Origin of the sequence: Peptostreptococcus canis (assembly GCF_014229965.1) — a bacterium.
Classification (GTDB): Bacteria; Bacillota; Clostridia; order Peptostreptococcales; family Peptostreptococcaceae; genus Peptostreptococcus; species Peptostreptococcus canis.
This window is the reverse complement of record NZ_JABGBW010000003.1, coordinates 91,745-117,527: the sequence shown is the minus strand read 5'-3', so window position 1 is coordinate 117,527 and position 25,783 is coordinate 91,745. Positions and strand designations below refer to the sequence as shown.

Genomic DNA, 25,783 nt, shown 5'->3' with positions numbered 1-25,783 from the left:
GGAGGATATCTATGGAAATATTAGAATGTATAAAAAATAGAAGGAGTTACAGAAAATTTTCTGATAAAAAATTAGAATATGACATAATTAAGGAACTTTTGGAAATAAGTGTGTGTGCTCCAACAGCACAAATGAGAGAACCATGGGGGTTCGTTATAATTCAAGATAAAAAAGAGTTGAAAGAAATTTCAAATATTGCCAAAAGAGACATTCTTGAAATGATAGATGATTTGCCTCATTTTAAGAAATATGAAGAATGGTTTAGAGATCCGGAATATAATATTTTCTATGATGCAGAAAATTTAGTTGTGGTCTATGGAGATAAATCAGCACATTGGTATAAGGAAGATTGCTCTTGTGTCACGGAGAATATTATTTTGGCGGCATTCAGCAAAGGTATAGGAACTTGTTGGATAGGATTTGGGGAGCATATATTGAATAAATTAGAAATTAAGGAAAAATATGGTGTTCCTGAAAACTATGAAGTAGTTTCATCCCTTATAATGGGATATATATCCAAAGAATCCAAACCACCAAAACGAAAGCATCCAATTATTTTTAATGGAGAGACGGACAGGGGGTAGTTTATGACTTTTACAACCACTACGGCAATTGCTTTGATAATTTTTTTAGGTATATTATCACAATGGGTAGCATGGAAAATATCAAAACCCGCAATAGTAATAATGAGTTTGTGTGGTTTAATAATCGGTCCACTATTTAATATTATAATACCTTCTGAAATAATTGGAGAAGGCATGTATAAGACAATTATTTCATTATCAGTGGCATTGATTTTATTTGAGGGTAGCTTATCTTTGAATTTTGAGGAAATAGAGGACACAAAATTCACTATAAAAAGAATAGTAATATTCGGTGCTTTTATAGCTTGGATTTTAGGAAGTTTGGCTGCACATTTTATTGCAGATCTTTCTATTACTACATCTTTGGTAATAGGAGCGATACTAATAGTTACAGGTCCTACCGTTATTCTTCCTTTGTTGAGACAAGCAAAGTTGGATAAAAGAGTATCTGCCATATTAAAGTGGGAAGGGATATTGGTTGATCCTTTAGGAGCCATACTAGCAGTTTTTTCTCTTGAGTTAGCAAGGGTAATTTCATCATCCGGGGGTAGTGATGTAAAGATTCTTATTCATTTCATGCTAGGAGTAGTAGCAGCTGTGATAATAGGTTATTTCGCTGCTAAGTTTATGAGTATTGCTCTTAGAGAACATTATTTTCCGGAATACTTAAAGCCCGCTATAGTGTTGGCAATTGTTATAGGAGTATTCACTTTAAGCGAATTAATATCTCATGAAACAGGTTTATTGGCTGTTACTGTGCTGGGTGTGGCAATGGGTAATATGAAAATAAGCGAAATTAATGATATACTTCATTTTAATGAAAATATATCGATATTGCTCACTTCATCTGTATTTATAATGCTTACGGCCTCTTTATCTAGAGAAATATTAATCAGTGTATTTGAACCAAGGATAATATTGTTTGTATTATCCATGTTATTTGTAGTAAGGCCTTTGTCAATTTGGATTTCAACTATAGGCACAGATATAACTTTGCAAGAAAAGGCATTAGTAGGATGGATAGCTCCAAGAGGTATAGTAGCGCTTACAGTTACAGGGTATTTTTCGAATTTACTTGTAGCACAAGGATATAAGGATGCCGAAATATTGTTGGCATTGACATTTGCCCTTGTAATAGTAACGGTTTTTGCCCATGGATTTTCCATACAACCATTAGCAAAAAAATTAGGTGTTGCACATGATGGCAAACCGGGGCTGATAATTGTGGGTTCTAATAAATTTTCTGTGGCATTAGCTGATTTTTTGGCTACTGTAGATATTCCGGTTTTAATTGTAGAATATAGTGAATATCATTTAAAGCATGCTATTGAAATGGATATAGAGCATCATAGAGGGGAAATATTATATGAAGTTGCTAACTATAATTTAGATTTGGTTATATATAAAAATATGTTATTAAATACTCCAATACCTCTTTATAATATTATGGTTGCCAATGAATTTACGGGTAGATTTGGTAGAAATAATGTATGTATAGTAAATGTATTAGGAGATAAAATAAAAAATGAATTTAAGGAACTTAGACATATACAATCGACTAGGTTAGGCGATTATAGAGCTACTTATTTAAACCTGGTTGAGTTAGTTAATCAGGGATATAAATTTACAGCGACTAAAATAACAAGTGAATTTTCAACAAAAGATTATTATGAAAAATCGGATTTTAGAAAAATTAATATACTTGCTATGACTGAGAGCGGAGATATTACATTTTTTACTACAACTGGACAACCTAAAGTTTCTGAAGGGGATTATATAGTATCACTTACTCCTCCTGATGAAATGGGATACAATGAAATAAATTTTGAAAGTTTTGAGAAATATGAAAAGGTACTAACAAATATAAGAGATAAGTTTCAAAAAAATTTCAATAATTAGAAATTACGAAGAATATTGCTTTTTGTATATAAATATTGTTAAGTTATGAAAATATATTTTTGAAGTTAGTATATTAATTAAATTATTTGCTGAAAAGAAATTATAAAATAGACTTTGGATATGTTTCAATTCAAAGTCTATTTTTATATATAAAATTAAAAAATAAATATGATTGTCTATATTTTTTTGACAAAAACATATTCGACTAAGTTAGTATCTTCATTTGAAAGTTTTTCGTTGAATTTGTAAGCATCAATATCGAAGTTTTTTAATAGTTTGTAATTGTCAATCCTGTTTTTAATTATATAATTAATCATATTACCCCTAGCAGTTTTTGATGCAGTTGCAAGTGTTTTTAAGGTATTATTTTTTTCAATCTTAAATATGCAGGTGATGTATTTTACATTATCATCGACATATTTTTTCACACATTTAGAGTATTCATCTGATGCAAGGTTTACAATTACACCATTAGAAGCTCTTTTTAATGATTTATATAACTTATCTGACCAGTATTCATATAGGTTTTTGTGTCCATCTATATTTATTTTTGTCATCATTTCCAACCTATATGGATAGATTGAGTCCAGTGGTTTCACTATCCCATAAAGTCCGGAAAGTATTCTAATGTGCGAATTAGCATATTGTAAATCATCATCTGTTAAACTGAATACATTTATATTTTGATACTGTAAACCGCTGTAGCTTAAAATGGCCGGTGTGCCGTTCTTATCAAATTTAAAGTTTATAAATCTATCGTAGTTTAGCTTTGCAAGTTCACTTTTTATTTTCATAATTTTACTTATTTCATTTACATCAAGTGTTTTCAGCTTGTTAACTATGGATTTTGATTCAATTATGTATTCAGGGCTTGACGTGCCTGATATATCAATGTCATTAAAACCCTTAGCTGGCGATATAAAAGTAATCATAGGTTTACCCCTTTCAAAAATAATCATATTATATAGTATTTATTATATCAATTTTTTTTATTTTTAATAGACCTGAGCAATAAAAATTATTTATATTCCATATTGAAAAATTGATATAAGATGTTTTTATAAAAATAAATATTTTGTATTAAAATATATATTTAAATTTCAACCCAATTATAAATATTGCATATATTAGTAAAAACAGAATATTTATTATTGATAATAGAAATAAAGTTCGTGAAAAATGGGCTTTTTTTGAAAAAAAATAAATAAACTATTGAAAAAGTCTGTATATTAGGATATTATTTTAGTATAAAGTTCGTATTATTTAGAACTATAGTTAAAAAAATGAGTATAAAAGAAGTTTTTTAAAATGAAATTTAGAAAAATTATAAATATTATTTTTAGTAAAAGGAGAATTATAATGAAAATAGCAGTTATTATGGGATCAAAATCCGATTATCCGAAGTTGGAAAGTGGAATCGATTTATTAAAAAAATTTGGGGTTGATGTTGTGGTTAGAGTACTGTCGGCACATAGAACTCCAATAGAATTGACTGAATTTCTTGAAGAAATAAAGAATGATACAGATGTAATAATCGCAGCTGCTGGAAAAGCAGCTCATCTTCCGGGAGTAGTAGCAGCCCAATCTTTAATTCCTGTAGTTGGTTTGCCTATTAAATCATCTACAATGGACGGACTTGACTCGCTTTTATCTATGGTTCAGATGCCAAGTGGCATACCTGTAGCAACTGTTACAATAGATTCAAGTATTAACGCTGCATTGATGGCTATGCAGATGGGAAGTATAAAATTCCCTGAATTTAAAGAGAAAATAGCTGATTATAGAAGGGAAATGGCAGATAAGGTCTTAGAGGATGATGCTAGTTTAAGATAGTTAATGGTGATTGGTATTTATATAATTTAAGAAGGAGATTTTAATAATGTTGACTTATAAGAGTTCTGGTGTAGATATTGACGAGGGAAATAGAGCAGTTGATTTGATAAAGGGAAAAATAAAAGGAACATATGATTCAAATGTAATTGGCGATTTGGGGAATTTCAGCGGATTATATTCTTTAAAAGACTATATGGGTATGGAAGAACCAGTATTACTTGCCTCAACGGATGGAGTGGGTACTAAACTTAAAATTGCCCAAATGGTCGACAAACATGATACTGTAGGTATAGATTTGGTGGCTATGTGTGTAAATGATTTGATCTGTCAAGGTGCTAAACCGATGTTTTTTCTTGACTACATTGCACTGGGCAAGCTAGTTCCTGAACATATAGAAAAAATAGTGGGTGGAATTGCCGATGGATGCAAAATCAGTGGATGTGCTCTTATAGGTGGAGAAACAGCTGAAATGCCTGGTATGTATGGAGAAGATGATTACGATTTAGCCGGATTTTCAATAGGTATAGCAGATAAAAATAAAATAATAAGCGGTAAGCAGGTTAAATCAGGAGATGTACTTGTGGGAATTTCTTCCAGTGGAGTTCATAGTAACGGATTCTCTTTTGTGAGAAAGATATTTTTAGAAGAATATAAAATGAGTTTGGAAAAAAATATAGAAGAATTAGGTATGACTTTGGGAGAAGCATTACTGACTCCTACAAAAATATATGTGAATTTAGCTTTGGATTCTATAAAAAATCACAATATAAAGGCTATAGCCCATATTACAGGTGGTGGCTTAGTGGAAAATATAGTGAGAGTAGTACCAAAAGGTCTAGGGCTTGATATAGATGCAAAATCCTGGAAGAAACCTCCTATTTTTGAAATGATAGAAGGATTTAACGCAGTTGAAAAAAGAGAATTACACAAAAGCTTTAATATGGGAATAGGGCTTGTAATGATAACAGATAAAGAAGAGGCGGAAAAATTAGTAGATTTTATAAATAATAGAAAAAGTGATAATGTTCCTTTTGTTGAAGATAAATATAAAGAGCTCATGGATGATAAAGCTTATATAATAGGAAGTGTTACAGACAGACATGAAGGAGTAGAATTTGATTTTTAGGGGGTCCAAGATGAAGAATATAGCCGTTTTGATTTCAGGTGGTGGATCTAATCTTCAATCTATTATAGATGCAATTGAATCGAGGGAAATCAAAGGAAAAATAAGTGTAGTAATATCTAATAAAGAGAATGCATATGGACTGGAAAGGGCTAGAAAACATAATATAAAGGCTGTATTTTTAAATGACGAAAGAGAAATAATAAATGAATTAAAAAAGAATGAAGTAGATCTAATAGTTCTTGCCGGATTTTTAAAAATACTTAGCTCTGAGTTTACAAATTCTTTTGAAAATAAAATTATAAATATTCATCCATCTCTAATTCCTTCGTTCTGTGGGAAGGGATTTTATGGATTGAAAGTTCATCAGGCAGCAATTGATTATGGAGTGAAAGTTAGCGGTGCAACTGTTCACTTTGTAGATGAAAATGCAGATACAGGCGCTATAATTGCACAAGATACGGTAGAAGTTTATCCCGAAGATTCAGCAGAGGATTTACAAAAAAAGGTCTTAGAAATAGAGCATAAAATTCTTAAAAAAGTAGTCAAAGATTTTTGTGATGATAAAATAAGAAAAAAAGACAGGGTTGTGTTTATAGATAAATAGTATGAGCAAATAAAAAAATAAAATTTTGATAATAGTTTTATTCATTAACATTCATTTTTTGTTTAAAAGATGATATTGTAAGACAGTTGGATATTGATTTTGGAGGTATTTATAGGATGAAAAGAGCTTTAATAAGTGTTACAGATAAGACGGGTGTAGTAGAGTTTGGTAAAAAATTAAATGAGTTGGGGTATGAAATAATATCTACAGGCAATACTTTTAAGAAACTTCATGAAAATGGTGTTAATGTAATTCAGGTTGAAGAGGTAACAAATTTTCCTGAAATACTTGATGGTAGGGTAAAAACACTAAATCCGTATATTCATGGTGGAATATTGTATAGAAGAGATTTACACTCTCATGTAAATACTGTAAAGGAACATAATATAGGTTCAATAGACATTGTTGTAGTAAGTCTTTATGATTTTGAAGGTGCTGTAAGAAGTGGTAAATCACATGAAGAAATAGTTGAAAATATAGATATAGGTGGTCCTTCTATGATAAGATCCGCGGCAAAAAATTATAAAGACGTTACTGTAGTTGTAGATATAGCCGATTATCCAAAGGTAATTGAAAAATTGGAGAATGGTGGCTTAACCATTGAAGACAAAAGAGAGTTTGCTTATAAGGCTTTTGCTACTACTGCCAGATATGATGCTCTTATATCTTCATATTTTGCAGAAGTAGTTGGCGATAAATATCCTGAAATCCTAAATCTAACATTTGAAAAAGAAACTGAACTTAGATATGGTGAAAATAGTCATCAAAGAGGATTTTTATATATTCAGCCTAATGCAAAAAATCCTATATTGAATTATGAACAATTACACGGAAAGGAACTATCTTTTAATAATATAAATGATCTTGCAGGATGCTTGGAATTTATGAGAGAATTTAGAGATTCCAAGGAAGTTTGTGCAGTTGCAATTAAACATGCAAATGCCTGTGGGGTAGGGCTTGGAAAAAATACTTTAGAAGCATATACTAAGTGTTATGAATCAGATAAGATATCAATTTTTGGAGGTATTGTAGGCATTACATCTACTGTAGATAAGGCTACTGCAGAGATGTTAAATAGTATATTTTTGGAGATAGTTGTGGCTTATGATTTTGAACCGGAAGCTCTAGAGATACTTGAAAAGAAGAAAAATATAAGATTATTAAAACTGAAGAAAATAGAAGAAAGTTTGCAAACGTATGATATGAAGTATCTTGATGGTAAGCTTCTTCTTCAAGATAAGGATGTAATTATTGCAGAAAAGCAAGAAGTTGTAACAAAAAAACAGCCTACTGTACAAGAGTTAAAAGATATGGAATTCGGAATGAAGGTTGTAAAGAATTTGAAATCGAATGCAATAGCAATTGTAAAGGATGGTCAGACTCTTGCAATGGGATGTGGTCAGACTTCAAGAATATGGGCATTAAGCAATGCAATAGTAAATAATAAAGATGAAAAGAATTTTGAAGGTGCAGTTCTAGCTTCTGATGCATTTTTCCCATTTGATGATTGTGTCAGATTAGCTGCGGAATATGGAATAAAGGCAATCGTACAGCCGGGTGGTTCTATGAGAGATGAGGATTCAATAAAGGCTTGTAATGAATTGGAAATCAGTATGGTATTTACAGGTATAAGACACTTTAAGCACTAAGATTATTTTATATAGGAGGATATCATGAAAGTATTAGTAGTAGGTGGTGGCGGAAGAGAACACGCGATTTGTTGGAAACTGAATGGTGAAAAAAATGTTGAAAAAATATATTGTGCACCGGGAAATGCCGGAATTGCGGATGTTGCAGAGTGTGTTGATATAAAAGACACAGAACTTGAAAAACTAGCTGATTTTGCTATACAAAATAAGATAGATCTTACCGTTGTGGGGCCGGAGGTTCCTTTAGTAATGGGAATTTCTGATTTATTTGCAAGTAAAGGACTAAGGGTGTTTGGTCCAGATAAAAGCTGCTCTAGATTAGAGGGGAGTAAGCTCTTTTCAAAGGAATTTATGGTAAGACATAATATACCAACTGCAAAATACAAAGAATATACTGATATAAACAAGGCAATAGATGAAATAGATAGTTTTGGATATCCGGTGGTGATTAAAGCGGACGGATTGGCCGCTGGAAAAGGTGTCATAATACCTACGAATAGAAAAGAGGCCATAGATACTCTGAATATGATAATGAGGGATAAAAAATTTGGTGATTCCGGAAATTTAGTAGTTGTAGAAGAATTTTTGACTGGAATAGAAACTTCCATTTTGGCATTTGTAGATAAAAACACAATAATACCGATGGAAAGTGCTAAAGACCATAAGAAAATTTATGAACTTGAAACAGGACCAAATACGGGTGGTATGGGAACTTTTTCACCAAGCACTATTTACAATGATGAACTGGCAAAAAAAGTATACGATGAAGTGCTTATGAAATCATTAAAAGGATTTCAGGAAGATGGGCTGGAATTTAGAGGGATATTATTTGTTGGTTTGATGATAACTCCGGAAGGTGAAAAAGTACTGGAATATAACTGTAGATTTGGAGATCCTGAAACACAGTCAGTTCTTATGAGACTTGATTCCGAATTAAGTGAAATAATGTTGGCTATTACCGAAGATAGATTAGGTGAAGTGGAAATAAATTACTCTAATGATGCTGCGGCTTGCGTTGTGCTTGCTTCTGGAGGCTATCCGGAAGAATATGAAAAAGGTAAAGCTATAAGAGGACTTGAAGATGTAGATGATAGCATAGTTGTATTTCATAGTGGTACAAAACTATCCAATGGTGAAATAGTAACCAATGGAGGTAGAGTTTTAGGTGTGTGTTCGAGAGGTAAGGATGTAGAAGCGGCTGCAAAGAATGTTTATAAGAATATAGAAAAAATATCATTTGAAGGAATGCACTACAGAAAGGATATAGGAGTTAATTATGAGCAAGGTAAATAGAGTTTTTGTTGAAAAAAAAGACGGGTTTGATTTAGAATCTGTTGCAATGCAAAACGATATAAGGGAAAGTCTACATATAGATATAGGGAAAGTAAGAGTAATAAATAGATATGATATAGAAAATATAAGTGAGAGTTCTTATAAAAAAGTAGCTGAAACTATACTTTCCGAGGCTAATTTGGACAATGTATATTATGAAGAGATTCCAAATATTACAAATGAGAGAGTATTTGCTATTGAATATTTGCCGGGACAGTATGATCAAAGAGCAGATTGGGCTAGTATGTGCGCTGAAATAGTAAATGATGGAAAAAGGCCAAATATAAATTCTTCAAAGGTAATCGTAATTGAAGAAGGTATAACTGATGATAAATTTGAAAAAATTAAATCATACCTGATAAATGCAGTAGACAGTAGGGAAGCATCTTTAGAAAAACCTGAAACTCTTGAAATGGAATATGAAAAGCCGAAAAAAGTAGAGATATTAGACGGCTTTACAGAACTTGATTCAGATGGCCTTTTAGAATTTCTTCAAAACAATGGTCTAGCTATGACCATAAAAGATTTAAAGTGTATTCAGAATTATTTTAGAAATGATGAGAAAAGAAATCCTACAATTACTGAAATAAAAGTTCTCGATACTTATTGGTCAGACCATTGTAGGCACACAACATTTATGACAAGATTTTCTGATGTGAAAATTCCCGAAGGCAGATTTACGGATATAGTAAAAGATACATATAATAAGTATTTAGAAGATAGAAAATTTGTATATGGTGATAGAGAAAAAGATATTTGCCTGATGGATATAGCTACAGTAGCTATGAAGAAACTTAAAAAAGAGGGAAAACTGGATGACCTTGATGAAAGTGAAGAAATCAATGCTTGTAGTATAAATATAGATGTTGAAGTAGATGGTAAAAAAGAAAAATATTTATTGATGTTTAAAAATGAAACACATAACCATCCTACTGAGATTGAACCTTTTGGTGGAGCTGCAACTTGTCTTGGAGGGGCGATAAGGGATCCGCTTTCAGGTAGAAGTTATGTGTATCAGGCAATGAGAGTGACAGGTTCAGCCGATCCTAGAGCATCATTAGAAGAAACTCTTCCCGGAAAATTAATGCAAAAAAAGATAACTACAGAAGCTGCCAACGGCTATAGCTCTTATGGTAATCAAATAGGTATACCGGCAGGTCAAGTTGTCGAAATATATGATGAAAATTTTGTGGCAAAGAGAATGGAAGTTGGTGCAGTAATAGCAGCCACACCGAAAGAAAATGTAATCAGAAAAAGACCGGAAGCCGGGGATGTAATTATTTTACTTGGTGGAAAAACCGGTAGAGATGGTTGTGGTGGAGCCACAGGTTCTTCGAAGGAACATAGTGAGGAAAGTATTTCGACTTGTTCTGCTGAAGTACAGAAAGGTGATGCACCTAATGAAAGAAAAATACAAAGGTTTTTTAGAAATCCTGAAGCTGCAAAGATGATAAAGAGATGCAATGATTTCGGGGCAGGTGGTGTATCTGTTGCTATAGGAGAAATTGCTGATAGTTTAGAGATAGATCTTGATTTGGTACCAAAAAAATATGAAGGTTTGGATGGTACAGAGTTAGCTATTTCCGAATCACAAGAAAGAATGGCGGTGGCAATCGAGGTTTCAAATAAGGAAAGATTTATTGAATTGGCAAAAGAAGAAAACCTTCAAGCAACTCATGTAGCTACAGTTACAGATTCCGGATATTTGAGAATGAAATGGAATGGTGATTATATAGTAAATATAAAAAGATCATTTCTAGATACTAATGGCTCTAAACAGGATGCTGATATAGAGGTTATGGCTATTGATGAAGAATCAACTTATATAGATTTAACAGAGGTGACTTCAAAATATCAAAGCCTTGAAGATAAGTTTATAAATGCATTTAAAGACTTAAATATCTGTTCACAGAGAGGAATGATTGAAAAATTTGATAATTCTGTAGGTGGAAATACTGTTATAATGCCTTATGGTGGAAAATATCAGGCTACTCCAAATAACGGTATGGTGGCAAAAATTCCCGTGCTGAAAGGGGAAACTAATACATCCTCTATAATGACTTTTGGATATAATCCTAAAATTGGTAAATGGTCTACTTTTCATGGTGCATTAAATGCAGTTGTAGAGTCCGTATCCAGATTAGTTGCCCTGGGTGGAGATTATAGTACAGCCAGACTTACTTTTCAGGAATATTTTGAAAAATTAGGAAAAGAAGCTACTCGTTGGGGAAAACCATTTGCAGCATTACTTGGTGCATACTATGCTCAGACAAATTTTGAAATTCCAGCAATAGGTGGTAAGGATAGTATGAGTGGAACGTTTAAAGATATAGATGTACCTCCTACTTTAGTTTCGTTTGCAGTAAATACACAAGATGCAAAATATATAGTTTCTCAAGAATTTAAGAAATCAGGCAATTTAGTTGTATTAGTTGAAACTCCTTATAAAGACTATGCATTTCCGGATTTTGATATAATGAAAAAGAATTTCGATGTAATTCATAATGCTATAATGTCTGAAAAAATTCTTTCATCTTTTGCATTAGGATATGGTGGTGTAGCTGAAGCCATTGCTAAGATGGGGTTTGGTAATAGAATAGGAATCAGTTTTGATGAAGATGTTGCAGATTTATATTCTGATAAAGATGAATTATTTAAACAGTCATATGGAAGTATATTAATTGAAATAGCTAAAGAAGATATAAATGTACTTGATGGTTCAAATTATATAGTTATAGGTGAAACTACAGATAATTCTGTTATTGAAATTTTTGGTGAAGAAATAGACCTGGTCAAGTTATATAATGAATATGATAGTGTACTAGAATCTGTTTTTCCGACAAAGGCTAAGAAGTCAATTACTTCTAATATAGAGAATATCAGCTTTAAGAGAAGTGGAGAAGTGGCAAAATCTTCAATTAAGATTGCAAAACCTAGGATTTTTATACCGGCATTTCCAGGTACAAATTGTGAATACGATTCCGCCAGAGCATTTGAAAGAGCAGGCGGAGAGGCTCATATAGGTGTATTCAGAAATATGAATTATTCTGATATAGAATCATCTATTGATATGATGGTTGAACAAATTAACAGGAGTCAGATTGTTATGTTACCCGGTGGATTTTCTGCCGGCGATGAACCGGATGGTTCAGCTAAATTTATAGCTACTGTATTTAGAAATCCAAAGATTGAAGAAGCTGTAATGAAACTTTTAAATGAGAGAGACGGATTGATGATAGGTATATGTAATGGATTCCAAGCTCTAATAAAATTGGGTCTTGTTCCTTATGGGGAAATAAAAATACCATCAGCAGATATGCCTACCCTTACTTATAATAATATAGGTCGTCATCAGGCAAAAGTGGTTCAAACAAGAATAGCATCAAATAAGTCTCCTTGGTTTGCTGATACAGAAGTAGATGATATTCATTCGATTGTAATATCTCATGGAGAAGGTAAATTTGTGGCAAGTGATGAAGTTATGAAGTCTTTAATAGAAAATGGTCAGATAGCGACACAGTATGTCGATTTAAGAGGAAAAGCAACTTATGATATAGATTTTAATCCAAATGGATCCTATTATGCCGTAGAGGGAATCACTTCAGCTGACGGTAGAATTTTAGGGAAAATGGGTCACTCTGAAAGAATAGGGGAATATGTAATGAAGAATATAGTAGGAGAGAAGGATCAAAAATTATTTGAATCAGGAGTAAAATATTTCTTGTAATTTAGATATTCTGATATATTCTTATATAAATGCATCACAAATTTTTATAGTAGGTTTATAATACTACGGTTTAAATTAAGAAGTCATTTCATTTGTATGGAATGGCTTTTTAATTTTGAGAAGTTACCAGTGTAGTAGGAAAATATAAAAAAAGATAAATAGTAACTATTTTCATTGATAAAAGCTGATTTTGATTATAAAATATAATTAGATACCAACTTTTAATGTAAGTATTTCATATTATAAAAATGTTTTTATTGCAATGGATAGTGGGTAAACTAATGATATTAGACAATTACAAAAGAAGGAGAAAAAAATGATTAATATAGGAGCACATTTATCTATTGCAAATGGATATTTAGCGATGGCAAAAGAAGCGACGGCAATGGGAGCGAATACATTTTCGTTTTTTACTAGAAATCCTAGAGGAGGCAAGGCAAGAGCGTTAGATATGGATGATATTGCTGCATTTAATAAATATATTACAGAAAATAAGTTTGCTAAATTGGTTGCACATGCGCCTTATACATTAAATGCTGCAAGTTCTACTGAAAAAACGAGGGATTTTGCTTTTAAAGCAATGAAAGAGGATTTAGAAAGAATGGAGTTGATACCGGGAAATTATTATAATTTTCATCCGGGAAGTCATGTTAAACAAGGGAGTCAAAAAGGAATAAAGCTTATTTCAGAGCTTTTAAACGAGGTTTTAAATGAAGAAATGACAACAACTGTATTATTGGAAACAATGGCAGGAAAAGGAACTGAAATAGGAAGAAATTTTGAAGAAATTAAAGAAATTATTGATAAGGTTAAACTAAAAGAAAAGATAGGGGTTTGCTTGGATACTTGTCATGTAAACGATGGCGGATATGATATAGTTAACGATTTGGATGGCGTTATTGAGGAGTTTGATAGAATAATAGGACTGGAAAAGTTAAAAGCACTTCATATTAATGATAGTAAAAATCCCATAGGAGCTCATAAAGACAGACATGAAAAGATTGGAGATGGTTTTTTAGGAATTTCAACATTTGAAAAAATAGTAAATCATCCCTACTTAAAAACTTTGCCTATGATATTGGAGACACCAAATGACTTTGAAGGTTACAAAAGAGAAATAGAAATTTTAAAGAATTTAGAAAAATAAAAAAGTATTATCAATTAATATGATAAAAAATATAATTGAGAACGTAAAAATATTGAAAATCAATAAAAATAATCAAAATTTAACTTGTAATTGAAAATAAAAGTGGTATAATATAATTAAAAAAAGAATGGAGTGATGCTGATGTTAGTATGTAATAGAGGATATATTTGCACTTTATTTTTATTAGCTAGTATTTTAGGTAAAAACAAAAAAGGTTCATTAGGGTTATATTCTAAAAATAAATTAAATACTCTTGAACTTCCATCTTTTAAGAACATATTGGAAGTTAGAAGTTCTGTAAACGGAAGAATAAGATTTTTTGTTCCTGTTTTGAAATCAAATTTGGAGTTAGCTGAGCTTTTGACATCTCAGGTAAAAAAGATTTCTGTAATAAAAAAATGTGAAGTGAATTTAGTCACAGGTAGTGTATTAGTGGAATATGATTCCGATAACCTAGATGCTCAAACACTGGAGGGGGTAATAATGAAATTACTTTCTTTAGATGAAAAGTTAGATGAAGGAAGAACCTCTGAAATTGAAAAAAAAGTAGGAACTTTTAAAAATGCAATTAATAATGGAGTATATGATTTTACTGGAGGAATTTTAAATATTAAATCATTAATGGCATTATTATTTTTAGGAGCCGCTGTTTACGATGTAAAAAAGATGGGCGCAAGGAGAACTCCTGACTATATCACGTTTTTATGGTGGACTACTACATTATTTATGTAAGGATGATAGAATATGATTAAGTTTAAAACAGCTTTAATTAATATGCTTTTCAGGTTTGAAATACTTTCAGATTTACCGGGGAGACTAAGATTAAAAGTAAATAATCACAAAAAGATACCGCCAGAAGCTATACAATATCAAGATTATGGAATAGAAGCTATAAAAAAATTGGATGGAATAAATAATATAAAAATCAATAATATTATTGGTACTATATTAATAGAATATGATAAACGAAAGTTAAATTCCAAGATGATTGTGAGTTGGCTTAATGCTGTAAAAAAATTAGCTTTAGATAATGAAAGCTTAATTAACAGCTTGGAAGGGAAAACGGAGGATGAAATAAAAAATATTCTTTTTAGTTTACTTGAAAACTATATGAAGATTAATAGTATTAAGTAAAGGAGAGTGAAGTTTTGATACAGTTAGGTAATAAGGTTTTTTCGCTGAAAGGAAAGATGATTTCTAATATTAGTGGAAGATGCCGTATCAAATACAATGGATTGAAATATATTTCTGACAAATATGAAGATCTTATGAATGAAATATATGATATTCATTATATAAACTTTGTGCAGATTAATTCTGCAACAGAAACTATTTTAATTAAATATAATGAGAGTGAATCTTTTGATAGTGTATCAGATTTGCTCGAAGTTCTTGATTTTATAGTAGAAAAGTATTCGCTGGATATCTATAAAGGATATTTAGATAAAAAAAGTAGTGAGTCAAATGCCAAGTATAGTGCTGAAAACAGTTCTTCAAAAAAATTGATGGGAAGGTTGATTTTAAATGGAGTAGTGATACTTGGTACAAAAATTATTGGTGGAATGAATTTTCCTGTAGTGAATAGACCTATCTATGATAGATTCACCACTATACCCGCTTTGACGAGCTTAGCACTTACTTCCCCACTTTTAAAAACTTCATGGGAGGGATTGGTTGAAACAAAAAGACCAAATGCTGATTTTTTAACGGTTACGTCAATTGTGGCAAGTTTACTATTAGGAAATAGCATTTCAGCGCTTACTATAATTGCGCTTTCGGATATAGCCGAATTTATGACTGCGTATACCGTAGAAAAAACAAGAAGTTCCATAAAAAATCTTTTGAGTTTGGAACAAGATATTACATGGAAAATAAATGAAGATGGCAGTATAGAGAAATGCAGTGTTGATAAATTGAAAAAAGGTGATAATGTCGTAATTCATACAGGTGAAAAAATATGCGTGGACGGCGAAGTAGTCGATGGTGAAGCGATTGTGGATTTGAGTTCTGTTTCAGGCGAATATATGCCGGTTATTAAAAAAACCGGAGATAAAGTATTTGCAGGAGGACTGATAAAAAACGGAACAATAACTGTAGAAGCTGAAAAAGTTGGCGATGATACTGTTATTTCAAGAATAATAAATTTGGTGGAAAATAGTGCTACTCAACAGGCACCAATTCAAAAATATGCAGACAAATTTTCAAACTATTTGGTACCGCTTAATTTATTGCTAAGTGCCGTTGTATATGGTGTTACCAAGAGTAGTACAAAAGCATTAAATATGTTGGTAATAGACTATTCTTGTGGTATAAAACTATCGACTGCAACTGCGTTTTCTGCATCGATTAATACGTCTGTAAAAAATGGTGTGTTAATTAAAGGTGGTGCATTTATAGAACAACTTACTTTGACAGATACTATTGTACTCGATAAGACAGGTACAATAACTGAGGGAAAACCAAGAATAAAAGATATCTACCTTGCAAATGGAGATTATACAGAAAAACAGCTTGTAGAGTATGCTTGTTCTGCAGAAGAATCTTCTTCTCATCCCCTATCTTATTGCGTATTAGAATATGGTAAATTGCTAGGGATAAAAATACCTAAGCATGGAACTATTGAGACTGCAGTTGGAAGGGGAACTTATACGGAAGTAGATGGAAAAACAGTCAGAGTTGGTAATCTAAAATTTATGCAGGAAAATGGAATTGAACCGGATAGGGGAGCAATTGAATTTGCAGAAGGTGCAACGCCTATCTTTGTATCATATGGTGAAGATTTCATCGGTGTATTAGGAGCTTATGATAAGCCAAGAAAAAATATAAAAAGAGCTATCAACATGATGAGATCGAATGGTATAAATGAAGTTACGATACTTACTGGTGATATGAAAAAGCAAGCACTAGAAGTTTCCAACAAGGTTAATGCAGATAGTTTTAGAGCAGAGTTATTACCTGAAGATAAGGCGGATCAAATATTAAAAATGAAATCTGAAGGTACTAGCGTAATAATGGTTGGTGATGGTATAAATGATGCACCGGCTTTATCTTATGCGAATGTAGGAATCTCACTGGGAAGTAAATCTACTGATGTTGCAATTGAGACATCTGATATAGTAATAAATTCAGATAATCCGCTAATGATTCCTAAAGTTATGGAATTATCCGGAATGACAATGGATATAGTTAAGCAGAATTTTGCACTCGTTATAGGAATAAACACTGTAGGGCTGATATTGGGAGCAACAAGTAATATTTCTGTGTTTTGGAGTGCGGTAATGCATAATATGAGTACAATTTTCGTGATTGGAAACTCTTGCAGGTTGTTATTCAACAAATCTCTGAAAGGAGTAAATTAATATGGAAAAGTGTTATTGTAGAAATTATGTGAATATAGATATTGTTTTTTCAATATCGGGAAGGCTTAGATTAAGAGTAAGAAAAAATCCAAACAATCCGATTGATTTACTAAAGTCTTTGAAAAGAGAAGGAATGATTATTAAGGGGAGTTTCAATGAAATAACTCATAATTTTCTATTAGAATATGATGCGGAAAATATCGACTTAAAGAAGCTTATATTGAATTTCTGTGGTATATATTCAAAGGATATAAGAATTAATAATATGAAGGTTAATTTTAGAATGTCAAAAAAGAATAGTATTGGATATAGTTCAATATTATCACTTGGTTTCATTGTTTTGGATTTGAGTTCGCATTATTTGGGAATTGGCGGAAATGCAATGAGATACAAGAATTTTATACGATGGTGTGCTGTTGGTTCCACTATAGGTGCTATATTTGAACATGGATATAATGAGCTTAATGAAAATGGAGCATTCGATCCGGAAGTAATGTCAATAATGTATTTATTTAACTCAATTAACAGTGGGACAGTAGTTAAAAATGACGGAACACCAGCAGGCCTATATTCTCCAGCAATTGCTTGGGGTATTACATTTGGAAGACATATATTAACCAGGAATAACCAATCCATAATGATAGGTACCGTCATAAGAGGAGATGAAGTCAAAGTAGTAGAGGAAAATAATAGAACATTTTTTTTCAACCAATTTTTAGGTTCATGCTTGGATGTGTATCAAAATGTAAGTGTAAGGAGAAGTTTTTTGAGATAAATCAATTGAAAATAAAAAATTAATTGATTGTAATAAATGATAATAATGAAATTTAGGAGGTAAATAAAATGATGATGAGAAATAGGGCAGGATTAGTAAAAGGAATTGCTATAGGTGTTGGTGTTTGTGCAGCTGGATACCTAATTTATAAACAAAATGAGGAAGCGGTGAACGCATTTTTAAATAATCATGGGTTTAATATAGAAAGTGATAAGGGAACTGATTATTATTCAATGTCTCTAGAAAAATTAATGGAAACTAAAGAGGTAATTGAAGATATTATAGCAGAAAAAGATTTAACTGGAATAACAATGGTTTCTACAGAAGAAGTTTAATAAAATTTATTATTTTCAATAGTAAACGTATTGACAATGTTTTCATAATGTGTTAAATTTTAGTTAGTTAAATAAATAATTAGAATTCTTCAGGGCAGGGTGTGATTCCCTACCGGCGGTATAGCCCGCGAGCCTTTATGGCATGATTTGGTGAGATTCCAAAGCCGACAGTATAGTCTGGATGAGAGAAGAAAAATCATTATGTGTATTGTGAATTTTTGCTCTGAAATGTGTATCATTTCAGAGCATTTTTGTTATATATTGACTTATAATAAATTATTGGGAAATCATACCGGATAAGCTAATAATATAGTAAATAAATAACATTATATGATACTTACTCTTTTGAAATAGACCTTGAATTATTCAAGGTCTATTATTTTTCTGAAAAATCAGGAGGGATGATATTGAATAGTATAGATAGCAAATATATGAGAATAGCTATTAAATTGGCAAAAAAAGGTGAGGGAAAAGTAAATCCAAATCCACTTGTAGGTGCAGTGATAGTAAAGAAAGGTGAAATAATATCTAAAGGATATCATAGAGGCTATGGACAATTACATGCAGAAAGGGATGCCTTGAACAGATGTATTGAAGATCCGAATGGAGCAACTATGTATGTTACCTTAGAACCGTGTTGTCATCATGGTAAAAATCCTCCTTGTACTGATGCTATTATCGAAAGTGGTATAAAAAAAGTAGTGGTAGGTTCAAATGATCCAAATCCACTGGTGATGGGAAGAGGTTTTGAGATTTTAAAGGAAAAAGGTATAGATGTAGTTAATAATTTTTTAAAAGATGAATGTGATGAATTAAATGACGTTTTTTTTCACTTTATAAAAAATAAGACACCTTATGTTGTGATGAAATATGCTATGACTATTGATGGTAAAATAGCCACTTCTTCCGGTAAATCAAAATGGATAACTAATGAGAAATCCAGATATAACGTTCATTTAGATCGAAATAAATACAGTGCTATAATGGTTGGAATTGGTACGGTAATGAAGGATGATCCCATGCTCGACTGTAGAATAGACGGTGGTAGAAATCCGATAAGAATAATATGCGATAGCCACTTAAGAATAAGTGAAAATTCCAAAATAGTTAAAACGGCTAAAAGAAATAGGACAATTATTGTAACGAAGTGCAGGGAAAATAAAAAAATAGAAATTCTTAAAAAAAAGGGCTGTGAAATATTACTGGATAATAGTATAGAAAAAAAGATAGATTTGAATTGGCTAATGAATGCATTAGGTAGTATGGAAATAGACAGCATTTTGTTAGAAGGAGGTTCGCAGTTAAATTGGTCTGCACTAAATTCCGGGATTGTAAATAAAGTACAGGCATATATTTCTCCTAAAATTTTTGCAGGCGAAAATTCTCCAACTCCCATTTCCGGAGCAGGAATATTGGAACCTTCTGAATCTATTAAATTAGTAAATGTTAGAATACGTAATTTTGATGAAGATTTTTTAATTGAAGGTGAGATGAAAAAATGTTTACAGGAATAGTAGAAGAAATAGGTAAGATAAAAAGGATACAAAAAGGTGCCAAGTCTGCTATATTAACGATATCAGCGAATGAAATTTTAGAAGATGTCAACTTGGGAGATAGTATAGCAGTAAACGGTGTTTGTCTTACTGTCACAGATTATGATAAAAATCAATTTAGTGTAGATGTTATGCATGAAACTTTAGATAGATCATCACTTGGTAAATTATATTCCGGTTCAAGAGTAAATCTTGAAAGAGCGATGAGTATAAATGGAAGATTTGGTGGTCATATCGTATCCGGTCATATTGATGGAATAGGCAGGATATCAGGCATAAAAACAGATGATAACGCAGTTTGGTATACGATAGAAACGAAATCAAAAATATTAAAATACATAATAGAAAAAGGTTCAATAGCTATAGATGGAATAAGCTTGACAGTGGCAAATGTAAATGATAAAGATTTTAGTGTGTCTATAATTCCACATACTTTATCTAATACAATATTAGGGGATAAAAAAATAGGCGATGTAGTAAACTTAGAAAATGACTGTATCGGAAAGTATGTTGAGAGAATGCTTGCATTTAATAATAACGATGAAAGTGAAGAAAAAGAAAAAATAACCTTAGATTTCCTTTTAAGTAAGGGGATTATATAAAAAAAACAGTTAAATTGGTTTAAGGAGGTATTTATTATGTTTAAATTTAGTACAATTGAGGAAGCAGTAGAGGATTTACGTAAAGGTAAAATAATACTTGTGACAGATGATGAAGATAGAGAAAATGAGGGTGATTTTATTTGTGCGGCCGAATTTGCAACTACTGAAAATGTAAACTTTATGGCAGTTCATGGAAGGGGTTTAATATGTATGCCTATGAGTATAGAATATGCCAGAAAGCTAGACTTACCTCAAATGGTTACTACTAACACTGATAATCATGAAACGGCTTTTACTGTTTCAATTGACCATATAGATACAACCACAGGTATTTCGGCAGTTGAGAGAGGATTCACTGCAAGGGAATGTATTAGAGAAGACATAAAACCAAGTGATTTTAGAAGGCCTGGTCATATGTTTCCACTTACAGCCAAAAAAAATGGAGTCTTAGAAAGAAATGGTCATACAGAAGCCACAGTAGATTTACTTAGAATAGCAGGGCTGAAAGAAGTTGGATTGTGTTGTGAAATAATGAAAGAAGACGGAACAATGATGAGAAAAAGTGAATTGATTGAACTTGCGGAAAAGTTCGATATAAAATTCACTACTATTAAGGAATTACAAAATTACAGAAAAAAGAATGAAAAACTGGTGGAAAGAGCAGTAATAGCAAACTTACCTACAAAATACGGCGAATTTAAGGCATATGGATATGTAAATAAAATTAACGGGGAACATCATATAGCTCTTGTAAAGGGGGATATTGGCGATGGGAAAAATGTTCTTTGTAGAGTGCATTCAGAGTGTCTTACAGGAGATGTTTTTGGTTCTATGAGATGCGATTGCGGAGATCAATTGGCATCGGCCATGAAGCAAATCGATTCAGAAGGAAGAGGTATACTTCTATATATGAGACAGGAAGGAAGAGGTATAGGTCTGATTAATAAATTAAAGGCATATGTACTTCAAGAGCAAGGAATGGACACGATGGAGGCAAATTTAGCCCTAGGATTTGACGCAGATTTAAGAGATTATTTTGTAGGAGCTCAAATATTAAAGGATTTAGGAGCAAAAACTCTTAGACTATTGACTAATAATCCGGATAAAGTATATCAGTTAAGCGATTTTGGAATGGAAATAGTTGAAAGATTGCCAATTCAAGTTCAAGCTAATAAGCATGATTTCAAGTATCTTGAAGCTAAGAAAAATAAAATGGGACATATTCTTGACCTATCTAGTATATAGCATTAATAAATATAAAATTATATTACAACTTAAATAATAGATTATATAAAATAAGGGGGTAAAAAAATGAATGTTTTTGAAGGTAGATTAGTAGCAGATGGAGTAAAAATAGGAATAGTTGCCGGACGTTTCAATGAATTTATAACGTCTAAATTATTATCGGGAGCAGTCGATGCATTGACAAGACACAATGTTGATGAGGATAATATAGATGTTGCCTGGGTTCCGGGTGCATTTGAAATTCCTTTAATTGCATCTAAAATGGCAAAATCAGGAAAGTATGATGCAGTGATATGTTTAGGAGCTGTAATTAGAGGAAACACTTCCCATTATGATTATGTTTGTAGTGAAGTATCAAAAGGAATTGCACATATTTCACTAGATAGCGAAATACCTGTTATGTTTGGAGTAGTTACAACTGAAAATATAGAACAGGCTATTGAAAGAGCTGGTACTAAAGCCGGAAATAAGGGATTTGATGTAGCTGTAGGAGCAATAGAAATGATCAACCTAATAAATGAAATTAGATAAGGTAAGTATAAAATTTTGTTATTAGATAAATAAAAGGACCGGAATTTTTAAACTGATTGAACTTATCCAAAAAAAAGTTGGATTTAAAATGATTTGGATATAGTTTATTCAAAAATTCCGGTTTTTTGTAAATTTATAATTATACTATTTTGCTTCTTCTTCAAAATCTTTGTACATTAATGAAGGTTGAATTCCTGTATTATTCTGATATTTTCCACTTTTATACAGATCAAATTCGCCCAGAATATCATGATAGTAAATTTGACAAATTTGTGTATTAGGATATATTCTAATAGGCTGAACGCAGAATATTTCCAAGGTCCAGTAACCTGCAAAACCAATATCTCCAAATCCGGCTGTTACATGTATAAAAAGACCTAATCTGCCTGTAGAAGATCTTCCTTCAAGCATTGGAACAAATTTTTCGGTTTTAGTGAATTCATTAGTTCTTCCAAGATAAAGTTTATTAGGTTCCAAAAGAAGGCCTTCTTCCGGAATTTCTATTTTTTTAACTTTATTAGGAACCTTCATATCTAGTATTTCATTTTCGTATACTAATAATTCATTATATAATGACAGATTATAGCTATTCGGATTAACTTTATTTTTATCAAATGGTTCAATAATTATATTATTTAGCTCAACATTTTTTAGTATTTCCTTACCGGATAATATCATAGTTTTTCATCCTTTCATAATTAATGTATAGATTTATTTTATCAAATAAATAGAAAAAAGTCATTAAAACAAATTGAAAGTTATAAATTCAATTTCGCTATTTTTTAATTATCTTCAAATATAAACTAACTTTTATAAATATGCAATGGAATTATATTAGATAGTAAAGTCAATTTTAGAGGATAAAACTTTATATTTACTTAATAACTTTTATTTGATAAACTTTATTATATAAGAGAAAAGTAATGACAGATTTATAAGGAGGATATTTTTATGTTAGAAGTAGGTTTAAAACATAAATGTGAATTGATTGTTGACAAAAACAATACTGCTGCATCAGTAGGTAGCGGTGGATTAGAAGTATTTGGAACTCCATATATGGTAGGATTGATGGAAATGACTTGCAAAGAATGTGCACAAAAATACCTGGATGATTCACAGGGAACGGTTGGGATATCGATTTCTACAAACCATAAGGCTGCAACACCAATAGGAATGAAAGTTACTTGTGAGTGTGAGCTAATTGAAATTGATAGATCTAGATTGGTTTTTTCAGTGAAGTGTTTTGATGAATTAGATGAAATTGGAGAAGGAAAACATGAGAGGTTTATAATTGACAATGAAAAATTCTTAGCCAATGTAAATTCAAAAATTGAAAGAGCAAAAAAATAAATGATTTTTAAGTTACCATTTTATTAATAAAATGGTAACTTTTTATTTTTTGTTGTTTTAACAATATTTTGATGAATAATTTTATGCTATAAATAGAAATATAGTGTAAAAGTGATAAATAAAAGGTATAAAAAAACTAAATTATACTGCGTATAATATATTCTAAATTGAGAGGTGAATAGTAATGAATAAGTATTTTTCAATAGATGATAAGATATTTGATATTATTCAAAGTAATCCTAAGTCAATGAATTTTTTTATAGCAAATGGTTTTGAACAATTTAATGATAAAAAAATCTTTGAAAAGATGTCAAAAAATGTAAGTTTATCTATGGCTTTAAAATTAAAAAAAATGAATGTGGAATTATTTGAGGAAAGACTGGTTTCTTATTTAGATAATCAAATGAACAATATAGATTTGGATTTATTTAAAGTGAAAAATAAGAAAAAAGCAGATGTAAATATAGAAGGGGTATTACCCTGCCCTATAAGAATTCCGCTTTTAGAAAAATTTGAGTTATGGTTAAAAGAAAACAGGATTGAACTGGATTACAGTATTGATTATGAATTGAAATCTGCAAATTTAGGGTTAGACTGGATAAAAGAGCAAGTTAAATCAGGTGATATTGATAAAGTTCCCGATATTTTGATGTCTGCAGGTTTTGACTTATTTTTCGATAGAGAGTTAATGGGACAATATTTAGATAAAGGATTGTTTGAATCTCAAGTTGGAGAAATAAATTCGGATTTTTGTAATGAATATATAGATATTAGAGATCCTCAAAATAAATACATAATAACAGGTGTGGTACCTGCAGTTTTTCTTGTCAATACTAAAGAATTAAGAGGAAGAAAAGTACCAAAAACCTGGGATGATATTTTAAGTCCGGAATTCGAAGATTCTGTGGCAGTTCCTATGGGAGATTTAGATTTATTTAATGCACTTGTAGTAAGTATATATAAAGAATATGGAATGGATGGAATAAAACGATTAGCAAGATCCTATATGAAAAACTTACATCCGGCAGAAATGGTAAAGGCAAAAGGGAAAAGCAAATCTCAAAATCCCGTTGTAAGTATAATTCCTTATTTTTTCACTCAGATGATCCAAGGAGAAGAGCAGATTGCTATATGGCCTGAGGATGGTGCTGTAATCAGTCCGATATTCATGATAGCTAAAAAGGATAAAAAAGAAAAAACTCGACCTGTAATAGACTTTTTTATGTCTTCGGAAATAGGAGAAGTTTTTTCAGCTAATGGAAAATTTCCATCGACTAATAAAAATGTAGACAATAAATTATCTGAAGACAAAAAATTTAAATGGGTAGGTTGGGATTTTATATATAATACGGATATAGGTTCATTGTTAAGAGAATTAGAACATAATTTTAATGAATATATTTTAAAGTAGGTGAGAGTATGAATTTGGTAGTTTTTTCCGGTCCTCCATCATCTGGAAAGACCAGTGTAATTATAAAGACAATTGAGTCTTTAAAAAATCAAGGAATAAAAGTAGGTGTTGTTAAGTTTGATTGTTTACACACTGACGATGATATATATTATGAAAAAGCAGGTATACCCGTAAGAAAAGGACTTTCGGGTTCACTTTGTCCGGATCATTTTTTTGTTTCAAATATAGAAGAAGTAGTTCAGTGGGGAAAATCAAATAAACTGGATTTATTAATAACTGAATCAGCAGGTTTATGTAACAGATGTTCTCCATACATAAAAGAAATAAAGGGGATTTGCGTGATAGATAACCTTTCCGGAATAAATACACCAAAGAAAATTGGACCCATGCTTAAAGCGGCGGATATTGTGATTATAACTAAAGGTGATATAGTATCTCAAGCCGAAAGAGAAGTGTTCGCTTCTAAAGTAAATTCCGTGAATCCAACCGCTATTACTATGCATGTTAACGGATTGACTGGACAGGGAGCTTATGAATTAAGTACATTGTTGACAGAAGAAAAAAGGGAAATAAATACAGTAAAAGGAATGAAATTGAAATTTCCTATGCCATCAGCATTGTGTTCATACTGTTTAGGTGAAACCAGAATAGGGGAACAATACCAGATGGGAAATGTCAGAAAGATAAACCTGGAAGAATCGCATCAAAAGAAGTAATTCAA

Annotated in this window: 23 protein-coding genes and 1 riboswitch; of the genes, 21 read left to right on the top strand and 2 right to left on the bottom strand. The window is 31.4% G+C overall.

The features are described from left to right. Positions 1-11: 11 nt before the first annotated feature. Positions 12-584 carry a nitroreductase family protein gene (locus HLB29_RS05910; RefSeq protein ID WP_185624237.1) on the top strand — a complete coding sequence of 191 codons (573 nt, stop codon included), beginning with the start codon at positions 12-14 and terminating at the stop codon, positions 582-584. Between the two features lie 3 nt (positions 585-587). After that, positions 588-2,483 carry a cation:proton antiporter gene (locus HLB29_RS05905; RefSeq protein ID WP_185624236.1) on the top strand — a complete coding sequence of 632 codons (1,896 nt, stop codon included), beginning with the start codon at positions 588-590 and terminating at the stop codon, positions 2,481-2,483. A 176-nt stretch (positions 2,484-2,659) separates the two neighbouring features. Here HLB29_RS05905 and yaaA read toward each other — a convergent pair whose 3' ends face one another. After that, positions 2,660-3,415 carry a peroxide stress protein YaaA gene (gene yaaA / locus HLB29_RS05900; protein ID WP_185624235.1) on the bottom strand — a complete coding sequence of 252 codons (756 nt, stop codon included), beginning with the start codon at positions 3,413-3,415 and terminating at the stop codon, positions 2,660-2,662. A gap of 427 nt (positions 3,416-3,842) precedes the next feature. Between yaaA and purE the strand changes: the two genes are divergently transcribed. The 16 genes from purE (at position 3,843) to ribH (ending at position 22,301) form a co-directional block, all read left to right on the top strand. Continuing rightward, positions 3,843-4,316 carry a 5-(carboxyamino)imidazole ribonucleotide mutase gene (purE, locus tag HLB29_RS05895; RefSeq protein WP_185624234.1) on the top strand — a complete coding sequence of 158 codons (474 nt, stop codon included), beginning with the start codon at positions 3,843-3,845 and terminating at the stop codon, positions 4,314-4,316. 46 nt (positions 4,317-4,362) lie between these two features. Next, positions 4,363-5,442 (top strand): phosphoribosylformylglycinamidine cyclo-ligase, encoded by a 1,080-nt coding sequence (purM, locus tag HLB29_RS05890; RefSeq protein WP_185624233.1) that lies wholly within the window; start codon positions 4,363-4,365, stop codon positions 5,440-5,442. A 10-nt stretch (positions 5,443-5,452) separates the two neighbouring features. Beyond that, complete coding sequence (gene purN / locus HLB29_RS05885; protein WP_185624232.1) at positions 5,453-6,046, top strand: phosphoribosylglycinamide formyltransferase; 594 nt, start codon at positions 5,453-5,455, stop codon at positions 6,044-6,046. Between the two features lie 116 nt (positions 6,047-6,162). After that, complete coding sequence (purH, locus tag HLB29_RS05880; RefSeq protein ID WP_185624231.1) at positions 6,163-7,695, top strand: bifunctional phosphoribosylaminoimidazolecarboxamide formyltransferase/IMP cyclohydrolase; 1,533 nt, start codon at positions 6,163-6,165, stop codon at positions 7,693-7,695. A 24-nt stretch (positions 7,696-7,719) separates the two neighbouring features. Beyond that, positions 7,720-8,988 carry a phosphoribosylamine--glycine ligase gene (gene purD / locus HLB29_RS05875; protein WP_185624230.1) on the top strand — a complete coding sequence of 423 codons (1,269 nt, stop codon included), beginning with the start codon at positions 7,720-7,722 and terminating at the stop codon, positions 8,986-8,988. Continuing rightward, positions 8,972-12,754, top strand: a complete 3,783-nt coding sequence (locus tag HLB29_RS05870) for a phosphoribosylformylglycinamidine synthase (RefSeq protein ID WP_185624229.1) — start codon at positions 8,972-8,974, stop codon at positions 12,752-12,754. Before purD ends, HLB29_RS05870 begins: the two co-directional genes overlap by 17 nt. A 316-nt stretch (positions 12,755-13,070) precedes the next feature. Then, the gene (locus tag HLB29_RS05865) at positions 13,071-13,901 is read left to right on the top strand and encodes a deoxyribonuclease IV (RefSeq protein WP_185624228.1); all 831 of its coding nucleotides are present in this window, start codon (positions 13,071-13,073) and stop codon (positions 13,899-13,901) included. 141 nt (positions 13,902-14,042) lie between these two features. Beyond that, positions 14,043-14,633: an HMA2 domain-containing protein gene (locus HLB29_RS05860; protein ID WP_185624227.1), complete on the top strand. Its 591-nt coding sequence runs from the start codon at positions 14,043-14,045 to the stop codon at positions 14,631-14,633. Between the two features lie 12 nt (positions 14,634-14,645). Beyond that, positions 14,646-15,035 carry an HMA2 domain-containing protein gene (locus tag HLB29_RS05855; protein ID WP_185624226.1) on the top strand — a complete coding sequence of 130 codons (390 nt, stop codon included), beginning with the start codon at positions 14,646-14,648 and terminating at the stop codon, positions 15,033-15,035. A 14-nt stretch (positions 15,036-15,049) separates the two neighbouring features. Then, entirely contained in the window at positions 15,050-17,260 is a 2,211-nt protein-coding gene (locus HLB29_RS05850) for a heavy metal translocating P-type ATPase (RefSeq protein WP_330604429.1), read from the top strand. Position 17,261: 1 nt separating this feature from the next. Then, complete coding sequence (locus tag HLB29_RS05845; protein WP_185624225.1) at positions 17,262-18,035, top strand: hypothetical protein; 774 nt, start codon at positions 17,262-17,264, stop codon at positions 18,033-18,035. Between the two features lie 68 nt (positions 18,036-18,103). Beyond that, on the top strand, positions 18,104-18,370 hold the full coding sequence (locus HLB29_RS05840; RefSeq protein WP_185624224.1) for a hypothetical protein: 267 nt from the start codon (positions 18,104-18,106) through the stop codon (positions 18,368-18,370). Between the two features lie 81 nt (positions 18,371-18,451). Further along, positions 18,452-18,567: riboswitch (FMN riboswitch) on the top strand. A 204-nt stretch (positions 18,568-18,771) separates the two neighbouring features. Continuing rightward, a complete protein-coding gene (ribD, locus tag HLB29_RS05835; protein ID WP_243155096.1) occupies positions 18,772-19,884 on the top strand; it encodes a bifunctional diaminohydroxyphosphoribosylaminopyrimidine deaminase/5-amino-6-(5-phosphoribosylamino)uracil reductase RibD in 1,113 nt (370 codons plus the stop codon). Further along, the gene (gene ribE, locus HLB29_RS05830) at positions 19,869-20,525 is read left to right on the top strand and encodes a riboflavin synthase (protein WP_185624223.1); all 657 of its coding nucleotides are present in this window, start codon (positions 19,869-19,871) and stop codon (positions 20,523-20,525) included. The genes ribD and ribE overlap by 16 nt, the downstream gene beginning before the upstream one ends. A 36-nt stretch (positions 20,526-20,561) precedes the next feature. Next, the gene (locus HLB29_RS05825; RefSeq protein WP_185624222.1) at positions 20,562-21,770 is read left to right on the top strand and encodes a bifunctional 3,4-dihydroxy-2-butanone-4-phosphate synthase/GTP cyclohydrolase II; all 1,209 of its coding nucleotides are present in this window, start codon (positions 20,562-20,564) and stop codon (positions 21,768-21,770) included. Positions 21,771-21,836: 66 nt separating this feature from the next. Continuing rightward, positions 21,837-22,301, top strand: a complete 465-nt coding sequence (ribH, locus tag HLB29_RS05820; RefSeq protein ID WP_185624221.1) for a 6,7-dimethyl-8-ribityllumazine synthase — start codon at positions 21,837-21,839, stop codon at positions 22,299-22,301. A 144-nt stretch (positions 22,302-22,445) separates the two neighbouring features. On the opposite strand, the gene dcd is transcribed toward ribH, so the two are convergent. Next, positions 22,446-22,979, bottom strand: a complete 534-nt coding sequence (gene dcd, locus HLB29_RS05815) for a dCTP deaminase (protein ID WP_185624220.1) — start codon at positions 22,977-22,979, stop codon at positions 22,446-22,448. 273 nt (positions 22,980-23,252) lie between these two features. Here dcd and HLB29_RS05810 point away from each other — a divergent pair, with 273 nt between their 5' ends. The 3 genes from HLB29_RS05810 (at position 23,253) to HLB29_RS05800 (ending at position 25,778) form a co-directional block, all read left to right on the top strand. Continuing rightward, the gene (locus HLB29_RS05810; protein WP_185624219.1) at positions 23,253-23,651 is read left to right on the top strand and encodes a thioesterase family protein; all 399 of its coding nucleotides are present in this window, start codon (positions 23,253-23,255) and stop codon (positions 23,649-23,651) included. Positions 23,652-23,835: 184 nt separating this feature from the next. Further along, positions 23,836-25,062, top strand: a complete 1,227-nt coding sequence (locus tag HLB29_RS05805) for an ABC transporter substrate-binding protein (RefSeq protein WP_185624218.1) — start codon at positions 23,836-23,838, stop codon at positions 25,060-25,062. 8 nt (positions 25,063-25,070) lie between these two features. Then, positions 25,071-25,778 carry a GTP-binding protein gene (locus tag HLB29_RS05800; RefSeq protein WP_185624217.1) on the top strand — a complete coding sequence of 236 codons (708 nt, stop codon included), beginning with the start codon at positions 25,071-25,073 and terminating at the stop codon, positions 25,776-25,778. Positions 25,779-25,783: the final 5 nt, after the last annotated feature.

Excerpts from the sequence above, each read along its gene's own strand:
- purE (WP_185624234.1), top strand. The coding sequence starts at position 3,843 with ATGAAAATAGCAGTTATTATGGGATCAAAATCCGATTATCCGAAGTTG.
- dcd (WP_185624220.1), bottom strand. The coding sequence starts at position 22,979 with ATGATATTATCCGGTAAGGAAATACTAAAAAATGTTGAGCTAAATAAT.
- HLB29_RS05840 (WP_185624224.1), top strand. The coding sequence starts at position 18,104 with ATGATGATGAGAAATAGGGCAGGATTAGTAAAAGGAATTGCTATAGGT.
- purH (WP_185624231.1), top strand. The coding sequence starts at position 6,163 with ATGAAAAGAGCTTTAATAAGTGTTACAGATAAGACGGGTGTAGTAGAG.
- HLB29_RS05865 (WP_185624228.1), top strand. The coding sequence starts at position 13,071 with ATGATTAATATAGGAGCACATTTATCTATTGCAAATGGATATTTAGCG.
- HLB29_RS05905 (WP_185624236.1), top strand. The coding sequence starts at position 588 with ATGACTTTTACAACCACTACGGCAATTGCTTTGATAATTTTTTTAGGT.
- HLB29_RS05870 (WP_185624229.1), top strand. The coding sequence starts at position 8,972 with ATGAGCAAGGTAAATAGAGTTTTTGTTGAAAAAAAAGACGGGTTTGAT.
- HLB29_RS05845 (WP_185624225.1), top strand. The coding sequence starts at position 17,262 with ATGGAAAAGTGTTATTGTAGAAATTATGTGAATATAGATATTGTTTTT.
- yaaA (WP_185624235.1), bottom strand. The coding sequence starts at position 3,415 with ATGATTACTTTTATATCGCCAGCTAAGGGTTTTAATGACATTGATATA.
- purN (WP_185624232.1), top strand. The coding sequence starts at position 5,453 with ATGAAGAATATAGCCGTTTTGATTTCAGGTGGTGGATCTAATCTTCAA.
- purM (WP_185624233.1), top strand. The coding sequence starts at position 4,363 with ATGTTGACTTATAAGAGTTCTGGTGTAGATATTGACGAGGGAAATAGA.
- HLB29_RS05825 (WP_185624222.1), top strand. The coding sequence starts at position 20,562 with ATGTTTAAATTTAGTACAATTGAGGAAGCAGTAGAGGATTTACGTAAA.
- ribH (WP_185624221.1), top strand. The coding sequence starts at position 21,837 with ATGAATGTTTTTGAAGGTAGATTAGTAGCAGATGGAGTAAAAATAGGA.
- HLB29_RS05805 (WP_185624218.1), top strand. The coding sequence starts at position 23,836 with ATGAATAAGTATTTTTCAATAGATGATAAGATATTTGATATTATTCAA.
- HLB29_RS05855 (WP_185624226.1), top strand. The coding sequence starts at position 14,646 with ATGATTAAGTTTAAAACAGCTTTAATTAATATGCTTTTCAGGTTTGAA.
- ribE (WP_185624223.1), top strand. The coding sequence starts at position 19,869 with ATGTTTACAGGAATAGTAGAAGAAATAGGTAAGATAAAAAGGATACAA.
- HLB29_RS05860 (WP_185624227.1), top strand. The coding sequence starts at position 14,043 with ATGTTAGTATGTAATAGAGGATATATTTGCACTTTATTTTTATTAGCT.
- HLB29_RS05810 (WP_185624219.1), top strand. The coding sequence starts at position 23,253 with ATGTTAGAAGTAGGTTTAAAACATAAATGTGAATTGATTGTTGACAAA.
- HLB29_RS05910 (WP_185624237.1), top strand. The coding sequence starts at position 12 with ATGGAAATATTAGAATGTATAAAAAATAGAAGGAGTTACAGAAAATTT.
- HLB29_RS05800 (WP_185624217.1), top strand. The coding sequence starts at position 25,071 with ATGAATTTGGTAGTTTTTTCCGGTCCTCCATCATCTGGAAAGACCAGT.
- purD (WP_185624230.1), top strand. The coding sequence starts at position 7,720 with ATGAAAGTATTAGTAGTAGGTGGTGGCGGAAGAGAACACGCGATTTGT.
- ribD (WP_243155096.1), top strand. The coding sequence starts at position 18,772 with ATGATATTGAATAGTATAGATAGCAAATATATGAGAATAGCTATTAAA.